The organism is Neobacillus sp. Fa239 (assembly GCF_055395235.1).
In genome coordinates this window covers 1,376,769-1,393,013 of sequence record NZ_AP041611.1, presented here as the reverse complement: position 1 = coordinate 1,393,013, position 16,245 = coordinate 1,376,769, and the positions used below count along the sequence as shown (strand labels likewise).

The following is a 16,245-nucleotide window of genomic DNA, read 5'->3' as shown; positions in this document are numbered from 1 at the left end:
TAATCACCCTCTTTCATTTTCATCATCAAAAGCTACTATGATTAGGGTGATATTATCTTCTCCACCATTTTCATTTGCCAAATCTATAAATGTTGAAGCCTTCTGTTCAAGTGTTTCATCATTTTGAAGGATTTGCAGCATTTCCTGCTCATTCACCTTATTAGATAACCCATCGGAACATAATAAGAGGAAATCTCCTTCTTCAAACATGATCGTTTTAATATCAATTTTTACATTTTGTTCCGTACCTAATGCTCGTAAAATAACATTTTTCCTTGGGTGATGCTCAGCATCCTCCCTCGAGATTTGCCCTGTCCGGACTAATTCATTTACAAGCGTGTGGTCTTCTGTCAGCTGCTGAAATCCTGCATCATTTAAAATATAACAACGGCTGTCACCCACATGTGCAATGGTTGTAAAACGATCGGTTGCAATCACAGCCTCGATCGTTGTTCCCATTCCTTCACACTCGGGGTTATTGTGAGAATGATCAAACAGCAAACTATTGACTTGAGAAATATGGCTTTGAAGCCACTGTTCCGCCTGGTCTGCTGTTTGAATCCCTTCCGAGTGCTCCCACATTTCCTTTAAGTGTATGACAGTCATTTCGCTTGCCACATCACCAGCCAGGTGTCCGCCCATACCATCTGCGACAATGGCTAGTCGATGCCCCTGTCGGTTTACAAAAGTTCCACCGTTATCTTCATTATTCTGGCGTATCCTACCTTGGTCCGTTTTAAAAACAGCTTTCAATGCTGTCACCTCGTCTCCTCTTTTCGCTCCTTTGCACGAAGCTGCCCGCATGCTGCATCAATATCATGACCGTGCTCTCGGCGAATTGTCACATTTATACCGCGATTTTTTAAAGCTTTTTCAAAAGCAAAAATTTTGTCTCTTGGTGTACGAACGTAATCCCGCTCAGGGACATAGTTTACAGGTATTAAATTCACATGGCATTTGATCCCTTTTAAAAGTGCTGCCAATTCTTCAGCATGTTCGACCGTATCATTCACACCGCCAAAAAGACCATATTCAAAGCTGATTCTGCGCCCTGTCTTATCGATATAATATCGCACTGCTTTCATTAAGTCATCAAGTTTATATGCTTTATTAATCGGCATTAATTTAGAACGTAATTCAGTATTTGGAGCATGAAGGGAAATCGCAAAATTAATTTGTGTATTTTCATCGGCAAATTGATAAATTTTTGGAACAATCCCGCTTGTTGAAACGGTGATATGACGTGCACCAATGTTCAAGCCCTTTTCATGGTTGATGATTTTTAAAAACGACAACATATTGTCATAATTATCAAACGGCTCGCCAATCCCCATAATAACAACAGAACTAACCCGTTCATCCGTTTCATCCAGAGCTTGCTGCACTGTGACAACTTGGGAAACAATCTCTCCCGCTTCCAAATGCCTTTTTAATCCGCCAAGCGTGGAAGCACAGAAAGTACAGCCAATCCGACAGCCTACCTGAGTAGTGACACACACGGAATTTCCATATTCATGCCGCATTAACACTGTTTCAATGGAATACCCATCATGAAGCTCAAAGAGAAATTTAATGGTGCCATCTGAAGAGGTTTGTTTGATTACCGTTTTTAATGTTGTCAGGACAAAATGACTTGACAGCAGATCTCTTACTCCCTTTGACAGGTTACTCATTTCAGAAAAAGAGGAAATCCTTTTTTTATATAGCCAATCAAAAATTTGCTCGGCACGGAAAGGCTTTTCACCATTTTCTGATAACCAGTCCTTTAATTCATGGAGCTGAAGGGAATAAATAGATTTTTTATCTGTTTCTGATGTTGGTTGTACTGTGGTTGTTGTAATTTGTTCCACTTGTTATACCTTCTTTCTTAGAGCTGCAAAATAAAATCCGTCCGATCCGAAATCCTGTGGCATAATTTGAAGGTCAAACCCCGTGATTAGCGGCTGAATGGCTTCAGGCATTCGTTCTTTTAACGTGAAATCTTTCTCAAATTGAGGATTTTCTTCTAAAAATGTTTTGACTTGGGCTTCGTTCTCGGCTTTATCGACTGTACAGGTACTGTAAACTAGCATTCCACCTTTTTTCACCAAAGGGGAAACGGATTTTAACAAATTTTGTTGAATCCTGCTTAATTGTTCGATATCTTCAGGCTTTTTCGTGTATTTTATATCAGGCTTTCTTCTCATTACTCCAAGGCCCGAGCATGGGGCATCAAGCAGGACTCTGTCAAAGCTTTCAGCTTGAAAATGCTCTTCCGCTTTTCTTGAATCCATGGCGATTGTTTTGATATTCCCCAAACCAAGTCTGGCGTCATTTTGATTAATTAATTTCACTTTATGCTCATGTAAATCCAGGGAGATTACGACCCCGGTTCTTTTCAACTTCTCCGCAATATGAGTAGTTTTCCCTCCCGGAGCAGCACATGCATCGAGTATCTTTTCATTTTGCTGGACACCTAGAGCGTAGCCAACCAGCATGGAGCTTTCGTCCTGAATGGTGATCAAGCCTTTTTGAAAGGCTCTGGAATAAGCCAAGTTTCCTTTCAGCGATCGAATCGCCTCAGGAATCACCGGACTCTTTTCGATTTGGTAGCCTTCCTCTTCTAAGTCCTCCATACATTCACGAACGGATGTTTTCGTTAAATTAACTCGGGCTGTCTGCAAAGGAGCAGTCAGGTTATGCTCACACATTTCTTTTGTTTTTTCAAGGCCAAATTGCTCAACCCATCTCGCAACAAGCCATTTAGGATGACTTGTTTCAAGAGATAATCTCTCAATCGGATCTTCAATCTCCATAAAAGACGGAAGTCCCTCTCTTTGTATGGTCCGGAGCACACCATTCACTAAGGATGCAATCCCTTTATGCCCCCGTTTTTTGGCGATTTCTACTGCTTCATAAATCGCTGCTCGGTCAGGTATTTTGTCCAGATAAACCATTTGATAAATAGTAATCCTTAATAGCTGCAAAACCCAATTCTCTAATTTATTTTTGTTTTTAATGAAAGGATTTAAATAGTAATCAAGCGCCATTTTTCTTTGGATCGTTCCATAGGTTAATTCCGTTAATAACCCAATATCTATAGAAGGCAATTCATTTTTCTCGATGGTACTATTCAATAATAAATTGCTGTAGGACTGGTTTTTCTCAATGGCTGTCAGTAAATCCATCGCAGCTTCCCGAACGTTTTTTCGTTTTGATGTCATATTAATCTCCCAGCTTGGTGCCTATTAAAATTTTCGCCCCTGAGCCTCTGAAAAACTCCTCACTTGTCATTTTCGTTTTTCCTGAGGGCTGAAGCTCCTTGATCCGAATGGCTGTTTCATTTCCAGTCGCTACAACCATCCCCTCGGATTCATTTTTTATGATGGTGCCAGGCACTTTATCCACTAAAGCGGAAACCTTTTCTGCCTGCCAGATTTTTAATACTTGACCATCCATAGTAGTAAATGCAACCGGCCATGGATTAAGACCGCGGACATGGTTATAGATTTCCTCTCCCGTTTTGGACCAATCAATTTTTTCCTGTTCTCGTTTTATGTTGGAAGCAAATGTTGCTTCTTGATCATTTTGTGCGATCGGAGTAAGCTTCCCTGCCAAGAGCTCCGGCAAAGTTTCCGATAACAAGTCTGACCCAGCCTTGCTTAACTTTTCATGAAGGGTTCCTACGTTATCTGTTTCGGTAATCGGTACTTCTACTTGTGTTAAAATATCGCCGGCATCTAATTTTTCTGCCATATACATGATGGTAATACCCGTTTTATCTTTACCTTGAATGATGGCATAATGAATGGGTGCACCACCGCGGAGTTCCGGAAGGAGAGATGCATGGACATTAATACAGCCATATGTAGGGGCAGCTAATAATTCATTTGGCAATATTTGCCCAAACGCAGCCGTTATAATTAAATCTGGCTTTAATGCGAGGATTTTATCCAGCTCTTCCGGTTCGCGAATCTTTTCCGGCTGAAAGACTGGTATTCCATATTTTAAGGCTTCTACCTTAACAGGCGGAGGGGTCAACACCTTTTTCCTCCCCACCGGGCGATCCGGCTGGGTTACCACACCAACCACTTTATAGCCCTCCTCAATCACGCGCCGAAGCACAGGCACTGAAAAATCAGGGGTGCCCATAAAAACAATTCTTGTCATTCACTTTCTACTCCTTTTAACTCATCTTCTTCGAGATAGCGGATTACTTTTGAGGTAAACAAAATCCCGTCAAGATGATCCATTTCATGCTGAATTGCCCGTGCAAGGAACCCTTCAGCTTCCAGGGAATATTTCCTGCCTTTTCTGTCCAATGCTTCAATTTTTACAAAATTGGGGCGCTTGACCTCCCCATAAAGTCCTGGAAAACTAAGGCAGCCCTCCGGATCTATCTGTTCACCTGAGGTGGTTAAGATCCTCGGGTTAATCATCTCTATCGTCCCGGATTCATCATCTATATCCACAATGGCCACGCGCATGTCTAATCCAATTTGCGGGGCGGCCAGTCCAACTCCATCATATTCGATCATCGTTTCATACATGTCATCAAGGATTTTCCCGAGCTTCCGGTCAAATTTTGTCACTTCCTTGCAGGGTACTTCAAGTATTTCTGCAGGGTAAAAAACAACTTTTTTAATCGCCAAATTTCTTCCTCCATACTTTTGCTTTTCTTCTTATTTTCACCAAAAAATTTTAATGATAACCTTTCATGCCATTGAAATCAAGAGATTACATTAAAATGAACGGATTGACATCAATCGATACTTGCAATCCGCTTGTTGAATCCTTTTGATAGTTATCAAGAATGGCTTTCAACGTCTTCGTAAGCTCTGGTTCCCGCTTGTATTTTATCAAACATTGGTATCGATATCTATTATTGATCCGCGGAATCGGCGAGGCTGCAGGTCCAAGGACAACCGTACGGTCCGAGAGCTTGGAACGGATGAAACCGGCAATTTTTTCGGTTATTGAAACGGCTGTCATGAGCTGTTCGTGGCTGACCGTTATTAATGAAAGATAATAAAACGGCGGATAGTGATGCAATTTTCTTACCATCATTTCATGCTGATAAAAAAGATCAAAATTTTGTGTGGCACTAAGCTCTACACTGTAATGCTCAGGGGTGTAGGTCTGGATAATCACCTCGCCGGGCAATTGGTGCCTTCCAGCTCTCCCGCTCACTTGTGTCAACAGTTGAAAGGTTTTTTCCGATGCGCGGAAATCAGGCAAATGCAGCATGGTATCCGCTGAAAGGACACCCACCAGAGTGATATTGGGAAAGTCTAATCCCTTGGCAATCATTTGTGTCCCTAAAAGGATATCAGCTTTTCCATCTTGAAAATCCTTTAATAATTTTTCATGGGATCCTTTTCTTCCTGTTGTATCCACATCCATTCGAATAACCCTGGCATGCGGCAGCACTTTGCCCAGTTCATCCTCAACCTTTTGCGTACCCGTGCCAAAATACCGGATATGTTCACTGCCACATTCCGGGCACTCTTTTGGCACATAATTTTCATAAGTGCAATAATGACATTTCATGCGCTCACTCACTCGATGGTACGTTAAGGAAATATCGCAATTTGGGCAGTTTACGACATAACCGCAGTCCCTGCACATCACGAACGAGGAATGTCCGCGTTTGTTTAAAAATAAGACAGATTGTTCCTTTTTCTCCAGTCGGTTTTGCAGTTTTTCAAAAAGCTTCCGCGAAAACATGGAGCGATTTCCTTCACGAAGCTCCTCACGCATATCAATGATATCGACTGCAGGAAGCTCGCGATTATTCATCCTGCTTGGAAGCGATAATAGCTGATAAACCTTTTTCTGAGCTCTGGCAAAGGACTCAAGCGACGGAGTGGCACTCCCCAAAACAACTGGGCAGCTGTAAGTTTTCGCCCTTTCGATCGCTACATCCCTAGCGTGATAGCGCGGCATCTCTTCCTGCTTATAGCTAGTTTCATGCTCCTCATCGATAATAATGATTCCTAAATTTTCAAAAGGAGCAAAAATGGCCGACCTTGCCCCGACAACCACTTTTACTTCCTTTCGTTGTATTTTCCGCCATTCATCGTATTTTTCACCAGCTGATAAGCCGCTGTGCAAAACGGCAACTAAATCGCCAAATCTTCCTTTAAAACGATTCACCATTTGCGGTGTCAAGGCAATCTCCGGAACAAGAACGATCGCTTCCCGCCCTTTTTCAAGGCAATCTTGAATCGACTGTAAGTATATTTCTGTTTTTCCGCTTCCTGTCACACCATATAATAAGAATACTTCATGATGGTTCTCTTCGATGGAGGCAAGGATCGGCTGGATGGCTTTTTCCTGAGCATCCGTTAAGGCAAGCGCATGAGTTCGTTCAAAAATGCGATGTTCAAAGGGATCGCGGTAGACTTCCATTTCCTGCACGGATAGGATCTTTTTTTCAACAAGTGCTTTGATTGCACCTGAAGAAATATTTAAATCTGCTTGCAGCTGCCTTAATTCAATTTCTTGATAATGTTCAACGAAATAATTCAAAACAGCCTTTTGCTTTTCTGCCCTTGCCGGCCACTTTTTCAGCTCCTCTTTCAAGTCGAGAAGAGCGATTCGCGGCCGTATGGTTTTCAAATGCTTTTTTTTCACCTTTTCCTTAACAGAATAGAGAACTTCCAGGTTGCCCTTATAGGCTTCCCGCTGCAGCAAAGGAACAAGTCCATGTTCTAATGCTGTCTCCCATGGAATCGTTTCTTCCTGTTGAAAAAACGCTTGAAGCTTGGGAGGCAGGTCCAGGAGGTTAACCCCGACCCCCACCTTGACAGACTTTTCATATTTTGCTTTTAAGGCTGCCGGAAGCATGGCCTGATAGGCTGCGATTTTAAAACAAAGCGTATGCTCTGTCAGCCAATTCGAAAGCTTTAATAATTCCTGATTAAGGACGGGCTCAAGATCCATTGGCTCGGTTATTTCTCTTAATTTCGCAAACTCGGAATGTTCCTTTATTTCTGTGACAAACCCTTGGATTTTTCTTGGTCCAAACGGTACGATTACCCTCATACCCGGCTGAATTGTTTCGTGCCATTGATCTGGTATCAGATAATCAAAGGCCTTGTCCGTTTGTTTAGCGGGGACATCAACGATTACACTAGCAATTTTCATTATCAGCCGTGTCCTTTAATAGCAAGGTAATTTCCTGAATAATTTTTTCTGCAACTGCTTGTTTTGACATAAGCGGTAGTTCGGAAACTTCGCCATTTCGTTTAAAGAGGGTAACAATATTCGTATCTGTCCCAAACCCTGCTCCCTCTGCCTTCACATTGTTCGCAACAATCATATCCGCATTTTTGGCATATAATTTCTTTCGCGCATATTCCGCAATATGATCTGTTTCAGCAGCAAACCCAACAAGAATTTGATGTTTCTTTTGAGTCCCAAGCTCTAACAAAATATCTTTCGTTCTTTCCAATTCAATGGAGAGGTCGCCAGGCTGTTTCTTTACTTTATGATCATGTGCATGTTTGGGACGATAATCTGCAACTGCGGCTGTCTTGATCACCACATCTGCTGTGGGAAAATAAGAAAATACGGACTCGTACATTTCGGCAGCACTTTCGACTTTCACCACTTTCACTCCAGCAGGGTTTGGGAGGGATACAGGACCAGAAATGAGAACCACGTCAGCCCCCTGTTTTTTTGCCTGCTCTGCTAGGCAAAAGCCCATTTTTCCAGAGGAATGATTGGATATAAAGCGGACTGGATCAATTTTTTCTCTGGTGGGGCCAGCCGTAATAACCACTGTTTTCCCACTTAGCGGCAAACCTTCTCTATTGAAATAACCTTGTGCTAACTCGACGATTTTCTCCGGCTCTTCCAGCCTTCCTTTGCCAATATAACCGCAGGCAAGATAGCCTTCACTTGGTTCAATAAATTGATAGCCGTATTCAGCTAAAATCGAAATGTTCTTCTTCACCGCGGGATGTTCATACATATGGACATTCATGGCAGGGGCAATCCAAACGGGTGCAGTCGTTGCCAGAAGGGTAGTTAAAACCATATTGTCAGCAATCCCCCCGGCTAGTTTGGCAATTGTATTGGCCGTCGCTGGGGCAACTAAAATGAGATCCGCCCAGTCGGCAAGATCGATATGGGCAATCACACTTGGATTTTTTTCTTCAAAGGTATCCGTGTATACTTCATTGCGGGATAGTGCTTGAAAGGTTAATGGGGTAACAAATTTTGCAGCAGAGTCGCTTAAGATTACTTTCACTTGTGCTCCTGCCTGTACAAGCTTACTTGTCAATGCGGCTGCTTTATAGACGGCAATACCGCCTGTTACACATAATAATATTTTCTTATCCTTTACCATCATCGAACCCTCACTTTTTTCACCAAAAATCTACTATTCATTATGCTGGAAAATAATTATTTTTTCATCTTTTTCTTCTTTTTAAAATAATTCTCGGTTAAACTTATTTGTTGATTGTAGTGAAGGGCGGGCGGTGAGCCTCCTCGGCGCCTAAGCGCCTGTGGGGTCTCACCTGTCCCGCTGCTCCCGCAGGAGTCGAGCGCCCTCCTCTCCAATCAACTGTTGTAAAAAATCAACATTCGCCATTAACACAGCCTAAAATAAAAAAGGCTGACACATAGGAATTCCTTGTTGTCAGGCCTTTGATCAACTTGATGGTTTTGAGCAAGGCTTATTCAGCATGAGCCTCTGCTTTTTTAGAAATGCGATAGGTTAGCTCGCCGCTATAAATCTCTTCCAATGCTTTTCCAACATATTTATAAGAGACGTACTTCGGTAATCTTTCATCTTTTGCCTGTGACATAGCACGGGCGCGTTTAGCAGCTACTGAAACCAGTGAATATTTTGAGTCGATTTTTTCTAGTAATGAATCAATAGAAGGATATAACATTCTATTCAACCTCCAACAATTTTTTATAACGGTGTTCCACGCGCTCTCTTCGGCAATGCTCAGCAGTGATAATAGCTTTTATCCGTTCACAGGCGTGTTCCACTTGATCATTCTCTACAACATAATCATATAATTCCATCATTTCGATTTCTTCCCGGGCTGACAGCATTCGATTATGGATTAAATCATCGGTTTCCGTTCCTCTTGTAACAATCCGATTTTTAAGTTCAGAAAGGCTTGGCGGCATCAGGAATATAAATAATCCCTCCGGAAATTTTTCACGAACCTGCCTTGCACCCTTCACTTCAATTTCTAAAAAAACATCTTTCCCTGTATCAAGTGTCTCTCTGACATAATCAACAGGTGTGCCGTAATAATTCCCGACAAATTCGGCATATTCCAGCAGCTTTCCTTGTTCGATTAACACTTCAAACTCTTCACGTGTTTTAAAAAAATAATCGACCCCATTCACTTCCCCTTCCCTTGGTGAGCGGGTTGTCATTGAGATGGAGTATTCAAAAGCCGTATCGGGATGAGAAAATATTTCTTTTCGAACCGTTCCTTTACCAACACCTGATGGTCCTGAAAGTACGATCAGCAATCCTTTTTCCTGCATTTTTATAAATCCTACCCTTCATCAATAATCTCATCACGGTCTGCCAAACGATGGGCAACCGTTTCTGGCTGTACAGCGGAAAGTATGACATGATCGCTATCCATCACAATTACCGCACGAGTCCGTCTGCCATATGTGGCATCAATTAAGGATCCACGGTCACGTGCATCTTGTATAATTCTTTTAATCGGTGCAGATTCAGGGCTCACAATTGAGATAATCCGATTGGCCGATACGATATTTCCATACCCAATATTTATCAATTTTATCACAATAACTCATCCAATCATCAATAATATATTTTGACCGCCATAAACGGTTTCTAAACCAATCTACTCAATATTTTGAACCTGCTCTTTTAGTTTCTCAAGCAAGCTTTTCATTTCTACCACTTTTTTTGCAATTATGGCATTGTTTGCTTTTGAACCGATGGTATTAGCCTCCCTGTTCATTTCCTGAACAAGAAAATCGAGTTTTCTCCCGATTGGTTCATAATCATTTAACGTCTGAATAAATTGCCCAATATGACTCTTTAACCGGGTAATTTCTTCATTTATATCCGCTTTGTCCGCAAAAACAGCTACTTCAGTCAAAATTCTCGTCTCATCTATTTGACCGTTAACAAATTCCTGCATTCTCTTTGTTAACCGCTCTTTATACGTTTGTAAAACAGATGGAGCGTATTCATGAAGCTCTGTCACATTTTTTCCAAGCAGAGATAATGAGGAATGCAAGTCTTTCTTTAATTCCTCGCCTTCTGCCATTCTCATTTGTTTTAGTAAAAGAACAGCTTCTTCTACGGCAGAGAGAACTAAATTTTCAAGTTCCTCATTTCCGGCATCACTTTCTTCTATATGTAATAGCTCACTGCGGCCCAATAGATCTTGAATGGAGACGGTTCCTTCAATTCCATATTTTTCACGGGCGGTTTTAATAACCTGGTAATATTCGTCCATAAGCGACCAATCAACATGGATCTTACGGGTTACCGTACTTTCCCCTTCGATGCTGACATAAACTTCTATTCTGCCCCGGCGGATATGCTGATTAAGTATTTTCTTCAGTTTATCTTCTATTTTTAAAAGCTGCCGTGGCATCCGAATATTAAATTCACAAAATCGATGATTTACGGTCTTCACTTCCACGTTAACAGATATCAAGTCCGATTCCGTCTTGCTTCTTCCAAAGCCCGTCATACTAATTACCATGATGTTCACATCCAATCTCTCTAGAAAGACATGATCGGTACGAAATGCTTAATGCATCACAAAAAGGTAATAGAGTTCCTCTACTACCTTTTGGATTATAACATACTTTATTTTGTTTTTCTTAACAAAAATGATCCCGCTAGTAAAAAAGTTGGAACAGAAGACATGCCGATGATTAATAGCCAATCCTTTCCGATAATCGGAAGGGTATGAAAAACAGGCTGCAGCGGCGGATAATAGATGACCACCAACACAAGTGCCAATGAAGATATCACAGACCATACAAGATATTGATTCCCAAAAGGATTTCGTGACAATACTGATTTTTCACTTCGGCAATCAAAAACGTGAATCAGCTGTGCCATGACCAATGTAGCAAAAGCAATCGTTTGTGCATATTGAAGTCGCCCTGGATCATTATGATAAATAATCATAAAGGAAAGAAGAGTTACCAGACCAATGAGGAAGCCTCTTGAAACGACCTTCCAGCCCAATCCCCTGGAGAATACGCCTTCATTTGGACTTCTCGGATGCCGCTTCATTACATTTTCTTCAGGCCTGTCCAGACCAAGTGCCATTGCCGGCAGACCATCTGTTACCAGGTTAACCCAAAGGATTTGAATGGGGATGAGCGGCAGCGGCAGCCCCAGGATCATTGCAAATAGCATAACCAAAATTTCGCCCACATTGGAAGCTAATAAATAGCGGACAAACTTTCGGATATTCTCATAAATATTTCTGCCCTCTTTAATGGCTGCTTTTATGGTCGCAAAATTATCATCCAATAAGACGAGTGCTGACGCTTCCTTGGCTACATCTGTTCCGGTAATTCCCATCGCCACACCGATATCTGCAGCTTTTATCGCAGGTGCATCGTTTACTCCATCACCAGTCATTGCCACGATATGGCCTCGATTCTGCAATGCCTTAACAATTTTCAATTTATGCTCTGGGGACACCCGGGCAAATACAGATACATCCTCCACTACATCTTCCAGTTCATCTACTGACATATTGGATAAAGCTTTTCCATCGAGTACCTTGCTTTTTTTCGTAAGGATTCCCAATTGAGCTGCAATCGCCTTTGCTGTAATAACATGGTCACCGGTAATCATCACGGTCTTTATCCCGGCTTCCTTACATTCCTTCACAGCTACTTGAACCTCCGGCCTTGGCGGGTCAATCATGCCTTGAACGCCGATAAAGGTTAATTTTTTTTCTGCTTCATGTTCGCTTAGAATGATGGTATTTGCAGGGACCGGTTTAAAAGCGATGGCTATTGTTCTTAGCGCATTTGAGGCCAGCCCGTCTATTGCCGCCTGGACCTTTTTTTGCATTTCAGCATGTAAGTATTGAGTTCGTTCATCCCAAAGGATGGACTCGCTGATCCCTAAAATGACGTCAGGTGCACCTTTCGTCACTATAAAATGACGTCCTTGTTTGTCCCGAACATGCATACTCATCATTTTCCGGGCGGAATCAAACGGGAATTCATTAAGAATGGTAAATTCCTTTAACAGGTTCGGCCGGTGAAATCCCGCCTTCATGGCACTTACTAGTAAAGCTCCCTCTGTTGGGTCCCCGTCCAAAATGATTTCGTCCTCTTTCTCTACCAATTCCGAATGATTGCATAACATGCCGAAAATAAGCATTTGCTGCAATGCTTTTTCTTCTTTCGGATGGACGGTCTGATCATTTCGATAAAAGCTCCCTCTCGGTTGATATCCTACACCGTCAACTGTCCATGTTTGTCCGCCGCTCCAAAGGTGGGTAACCGTCATTTTATTCTGTGTCATCGTTCCGGTTTTGTCAGAGCAAATGACCGAAGCGCAGCCAAGAGTCTCCACCGCTTGAATTTTACGGACAATCGCATTTTTCTTAATCATTTTTTGCACGCCCAAGGACAACGCAACGGTAACGATTGCCGGCAGTCCTTCAGGAATTGCGGCCACTGCTAAAGAAACACCCGCTAAAAACATTTCATATAATTTATGTCCTTGAAAAACACCAATCACCACAACGAGCATTGTTAAGAATAAGGCAACAGTGATCAGAATCTTCCCTAATTGTTCCAATCGGCGCTGCAAGGGGGTTTCTTGTGATTCAGCATTTTGCAGCAAATCAGCTATCTGGCCCATGGCCGTTTTCATCCCGGTAGCAATTACGACACCAACGCCGCTCCCCCGTGTGATCATCGTCCCCATAAAGGCGATATTTTCCATATCACCAATCCCCGGATTCACCGTTGTTAAGCAGTCCGTATGTTTTGAAACAGGAACAGACTCCCCCGTTAAGGCAGACTCTTCCACTTCCAAGCTTTTCGATTCGATCATTCTTAAATCGGCACCAATGCGATCACCGCTCGAAAATTTTAAAATGTCGCCGACCACAATTTCCTTTGAAGGGATTTTGGTCCAGTGCCCATCTCTTAGGGCCGAGACCTGTGGTGCCGATAATTCCTTTAATGCCTGCAGTGATTTTTCCGCTTTCCGTTCCTGGAAAAAACCGAGAAACCCGTTAATAATGACAATAGCAATGATAGCTATGGCATCGATATATTCACCAAGCAACCCGGAGATTAAGGTTGCTGCGAGTAAAACTAAGACCATGAAATCTTTAAACTGACTAAAAAATAAGAGTAAAGCCGACTGCTTTTCCCCTTCCGCTAATTCATTATACCCATGCTGTTTAATCCGCTTCTTTACTTCTTCAGTTGTTAAACCAGATGAAAAGTCGGTTACTAAGACCTTTTCTACTTGTTTGATCTCCATTTCATGGAACTTCATCCGACCATCTCACTTCCCCCTTAAATAGTCATACATTGGCTAGCTCCAGCGCCTAGCCCCTCGAGGTCGCTTCGATCCAGCCGATGAAGTCAAAGAACGACTTCACCGTCTGGACCGCAAGCAGCTGTCGGGGCTGACCAAGGCGCTTCCGCTTTTCTATCCTAAAGAAAGCTTATTCAGACTCGTCCAAAAAAATGCTATGATATAATGGATTTAATCTGAAGAAGTAGAGGATGTTTTCCATGTCATTCGATGGTTTATTTACAAATGCGATGGTAGATGAATTGGCTCGTTCGCTAAAAGGCGGGCGCATTAATAAAGTCCACCAGCCCTATAAAAACGAAGTGATTCTGGTGATTCGTGCCGGTGGAGTCAACCATAGACTGCTATTATCAGCACACCCCAGCTATGCCCGGGTTCAGCTTACAAATGAGGCCTACGATAATCCAAGTGAACCGCCAATGTTTTGTATGCTGCTTAGAAAGCATATTGAAGGATATATTTTGGAGAATATTTCTCAGGTTGAAAACGACCGTATTATCATTATGGAAATAAAAGGCCGAAATGAAATTGGTGACATCAGTTATAAACAATTGATTATTGAAATTATGGGTCGCCACAGTAACATTGTGTTAGTGGATAAATCCCGCGGGATGATTCTCGACAGTATCAAGCACATATCCTTTGCTGTTAACAGTTATCGCGCAATATTGCCTGGTCAGCCATATGTATTCCCACCAGAGCAGAATAAGTTAAATCCTTTTCAAGCAGTGGAAGAGGATGTGTTAAAAAAAATTGATTTTAACAGCGGGAAACTGGACCGTCAGCTGGTCGAGCAGTTTGCCGGTATTTCACCGCTTTTTGCAAAAGAAGTGATTTTTCAAAGCGGGCTGGCTAATCGGACTACCGTTCCCAAAACCTTCATTCATATGATGAAAAAAATGGAGGCTGGTCATTTAAGTCCTGCCATTATCACAAGCGGTGGGAAGGAAAGCTTTTACCTGTTTCCGCTAGAGCATTTAAAGGGGGAAAGCAAGTGCTTTCCTACATTAAGCGAAATGCTCGACCGTTTTTATTTTGGTAAAGCGGAGCGCGACCGTGTAAAACAACAAGGTCAGGACATCGAACGTCTAATAAGCAATGAAAAAGAAAAAAATGAAAAGAAAATTGAAAAGTTGACAGTCACGTTGAGTGAAGCAGAGCGTGCTGACCAATATCAACGTTTTGGTGAGTTATTAACGGCCAATCTTTATGCGGCCAAAAAAGGAATGACAGAAATCGAAGTCCTGAATTATTATGATGAATTGGGCGGGACCTTGGTCATTCCTCTCGAACCGCGAAAGTCCCCTTCTGAAAATGCGCAGAAGTATTTTTCCAAATATCAAAAGGCGAAAAACGCATTGTCTATTGTTGTGGAGCAAATCGAACTAGCCCGCGCGGAAGCTGCTTATTTTGATAATTTGCTGCAGCAGGTAAATGCAGCCTCGCCGAAGGATATTCAGGAGATTCGTGAAGAACTGATTGAGGGCGGCTATATTCGCGAACGGCAAAAACGAAGCGGGAAAAAGCTGCAAAACGTGAAGCCGCTTCTTGATCACTATCAGTCAACAGATGGCACTGAAATCATTGTCGGAAAGAATAATAAGCAGAATGATTATTTAACCAATAAGGCAGCAGCACGGGATGATATTTGGCTGCATACGAAGGATATTCCCGGTTCACATGTTGTGATTCGCAGCAAGGAGCCGTCGGAAGAAACGATTCTGGAGGCAGCCATTTTAGCAGCCTATTACAGCAAGGCGCGGAATTCAAGCTCTGTACCTGTTGATTTAACCAAAGTCCGTTTTGTTAAAAAGCCAAGCGGAGCAAAGCCTGGATTCGTGATTTACGATAATCAGCAGACGGTTTATGTAACGCCGGATGAGGAAATGGTATTAAAATTGAAGAAAAACTAGGTAAAGCCCCGGAGTTCCGGGGCTTTTTCCTATTTATCTACAAATATTTGATTTTATCTACAAAATATAAGCGGTTATCTACAAACTTTTAGATTTATCTACAAATATAAAGACTTTATCTACAAATTTGCAATTATATCTACAAAACCAGAATTAGCAATCTAATTCAATTCGCTTACTCCACTCAGCCGGACCATCACTCCATGCTAAAAGACTGTCTTTATCCTTTTCACCAATATAGCCTTTTTCAATCGCAACCTCAATTAATGTTGCAAAATCAGTTATTGAAGCAGCAGCAATTCCTTCCTGCTTAAACGCTTCTTTCCCCTTTTCAAGCCCATAAGTAAAAATGGATACGACACCAAGTACTTCACAGCCCGCTTCTCGTAATGCTTGAACGGCGGTAATGACACTGCCTCCCGTTGAAATTAAATCTTCAACCACCACTACTTTTTGACCTTGTTCAACTTTCCCTTCAATTTGGTTTCCCTTTCCATGACCTTTTGCCTTTGAGCGCACATAGCACATCGGAAGGTTCATTTGTTCACTCACCCATGCGGCATGCGGAATGCCTGCTGTCGCGGTACCGGCAATGACCTCAGCTCCTTGGAAGTTTTCTTCAATAAGCTGTTGCAAGCAAGAAGCAATCTCCCTTCTCACCTCAGGAAACGAAAGCGTTAACCGGTTATCACAATAGATAGGGGAACGAAGTCCTGACGTCCATGTAAATGGATCCTGCGGTTTTAAGGCAACCGCATTGATTTCTAATAGTTTTTCAGCAATTAAATGTTTCAT

At 42.2% G+C, this 16,245-nt stretch carries 14 protein-coding genes; 1 reads left to right on the top strand and 13 read right to left on the bottom strand.

What is annotated here, in order from left to right; translation table 11 throughout:
• Positions 1-3: 3 nt before the first annotated feature.
• The 12 genes from ACZ5XR_RS06680 to ACZ5XR_RS06625 form a co-directional block, all read right to left on the bottom strand.
• Positions 4-753 carry a Stp1/IreP family PP2C-type Ser/Thr phosphatase gene (locus ACZ5XR_RS06680; protein ID WP_464502244.1) on the bottom strand — a complete coding sequence of 250 codons (750 nt, stop codon included), beginning with the start codon at positions 751-753 and terminating at the stop codon, positions 4-6.
• A gap of 5 nt (positions 754-758) precedes the next feature.
• Positions 759-1,850, bottom strand: a complete 1,092-nt coding sequence (gene rlmN / locus ACZ5XR_RS06675) for a dual-specificity RNA methyltransferase RlmN (RefSeq protein ID WP_464500889.1) — start codon at positions 1,848-1,850, stop codon at positions 759-761.
• A gap of 3 nt (positions 1,851-1,853) precedes the next feature.
• A complete protein-coding gene (gene rsmB / locus ACZ5XR_RS06670) occupies positions 1,854-3,203 on the bottom strand; it encodes a 16S rRNA (cytosine(967)-C(5))-methyltransferase RsmB (RefSeq protein ID WP_464500888.1) in 1,350 nt (449 codons plus the stop codon).
• Position 3,204: 1 nt separating this feature from the next.
• Complete coding sequence (gene fmt / locus ACZ5XR_RS06665; RefSeq protein ID WP_464500887.1) at positions 3,205-4,149, bottom strand: methionyl-tRNA formyltransferase; 945 nt, start codon at positions 4,147-4,149, stop codon at positions 3,205-3,207.
• On the bottom strand, positions 4,146-4,631 hold the full coding sequence (gene def, locus ACZ5XR_RS06660) for a peptide deformylase (RefSeq protein WP_464500886.1): 486 nt from the start codon (positions 4,629-4,631) through the stop codon (positions 4,146-4,148). Before def ends, fmt begins: the two co-directional genes overlap by 4 nt.
• 85 nt (positions 4,632-4,716) lie before the next feature.
• Positions 4,717-7,128 (bottom strand): primosomal protein N', encoded by a 2,412-nt coding sequence (gene priA / locus ACZ5XR_RS06655; protein ID WP_464500885.1) that lies wholly within the window; start codon positions 7,126-7,128, stop codon positions 4,717-4,719.
• Entirely contained in the window at positions 7,115-8,335 is a 1,221-nt protein-coding gene (gene coaBC, locus ACZ5XR_RS06650) for a bifunctional phosphopantothenoylcysteine decarboxylase/phosphopantothenate--cysteine ligase CoaBC (RefSeq protein WP_464502243.1), read from the bottom strand. The genes priA and coaBC overlap by 14 nt, the downstream gene beginning before the upstream one ends.
• Positions 8,336-8,666: 331 nt before the next feature.
• The gene (gene rpoZ, locus ACZ5XR_RS06645) at positions 8,667-8,885 is read right to left on the bottom strand and encodes a DNA-directed RNA polymerase subunit omega (RefSeq protein WP_464500884.1); all 219 of its coding nucleotides are present in this window, start codon (positions 8,883-8,885) and stop codon (positions 8,667-8,669) included.
• A gap of 1 nt (position 8,886) precedes the next feature.
• Entirely contained in the window at positions 8,887-9,501 is a 615-nt protein-coding gene (gene gmk, locus ACZ5XR_RS06640; protein ID WP_464500883.1) for a guanylate kinase, read from the bottom strand.
• Positions 9,502-9,512: 11 nt separating this feature from the next.
• Complete coding sequence (gene remA / locus ACZ5XR_RS06635; protein ID WP_464502242.1) at positions 9,513-9,776, bottom strand: extracellular matrix/biofilm regulator RemA; 264 nt, start codon at positions 9,774-9,776, stop codon at positions 9,513-9,515.
• A 57-nt stretch (positions 9,777-9,833) separates the two neighbouring features.
• The gene (locus tag ACZ5XR_RS06630; protein ID WP_464500882.1) at positions 9,834-10,709 is read right to left on the bottom strand and encodes a YicC/YloC family endoribonuclease; all 876 of its coding nucleotides are present in this window, start codon (positions 10,707-10,709) and stop codon (positions 9,834-9,836) included.
• A gap of 107 nt (positions 10,710-10,816) precedes the next feature.
• Complete coding sequence (locus ACZ5XR_RS06625; RefSeq protein ID WP_464500881.1) at positions 10,817-13,495, bottom strand: cation-translocating P-type ATPase; 2,679 nt, start codon at positions 13,493-13,495, stop codon at positions 10,817-10,819.
• Positions 13,496-13,737: 242 nt separating this feature from the next.
• Between ACZ5XR_RS06625 and ACZ5XR_RS06620 the strand changes: the two genes are divergently transcribed.
• On the top strand, positions 13,738-15,450 hold the full coding sequence (locus tag ACZ5XR_RS06620; RefSeq protein ID WP_464500880.1) for an Rqc2 family fibronectin-binding protein: 1,713 nt from the start codon (positions 13,738-13,740) through the stop codon (positions 15,448-15,450).
• 153 nt (positions 15,451-15,603) lie between these two features.
• Here the strand turns inward: ACZ5XR_RS06620 and pyrE are convergent, their stop codons facing one another.
• Positions 15,604-16,245, bottom strand: coding sequence for an orotate phosphoribosyltransferase (gene pyrE, locus ACZ5XR_RS06615; protein WP_464502241.1), 642 nt, complete (start codon positions 16,243-16,245; stop codon positions 15,604-15,606).

What these genes read in the sequence shown, in the direction of transcription:
- rsmB (WP_464500888.1), bottom strand. Translation starts at nt 3,203, where the DNA reads ATGACATCAAAACGAAAAAACGTTCGGGAAGCTGCGATGGATTTACTG.
- fmt (WP_464500887.1), bottom strand. Translation starts at nt 4,149, where the DNA reads ATGACAAGAATTGTTTTTATGGGCACCCCTGATTTTTCAGTGCCTGTG.
- priA (WP_464500885.1), bottom strand. Translation starts at nt 7,128, where the DNA reads ATGAAAATTGCTAGTGTAATCGTTGATGTCCCCGCTAAACAAACGGAC.
- coaBC (WP_464502243.1), bottom strand. Translation starts at nt 8,335, where the DNA reads ATGGTAAAGGATAAGAAAATATTATTATGTGTAACAGGCGGTATTGCC.
- rpoZ (WP_464500884.1), bottom strand. Translation starts at nt 8,885, where the DNA reads ATGTTATATCCTTCTATTGATTCATTACTAGAAAAAATCGACTCAAAA.
- gmk (WP_464500883.1), bottom strand. Translation starts at nt 9,501, where the DNA reads ATGCAGGAAAAAGGATTGCTGATCGTACTTTCAGGACCATCAGGTGTT.
- ACZ5XR_RS06630 (WP_464500882.1), bottom strand. Translation starts at nt 10,709, where the DNA reads ATGGTAATTAGTATGACGGGCTTTGGAAGAAGCAAGACGGAATCGGAC.
- ACZ5XR_RS06625 (WP_464500881.1), bottom strand. Translation starts at nt 13,495, where the DNA reads ATGAAGTTCCATGAAATGGAGATCAAACAAGTAGAAAAGGTCTTAGTA.
- ACZ5XR_RS06620 (WP_464500880.1), top strand. Translation starts at nt 13,738, where the DNA reads ATGTCATTCGATGGTTTATTTACAAATGCGATGGTAGATGAATTGGCT.
- pyrE (WP_464502241.1), bottom strand. Translation starts at nt 16,245, where the DNA reads ATGAAACATTTAATTGCTGAAAAACTATTAGAAATCAATGCGGTTGCC.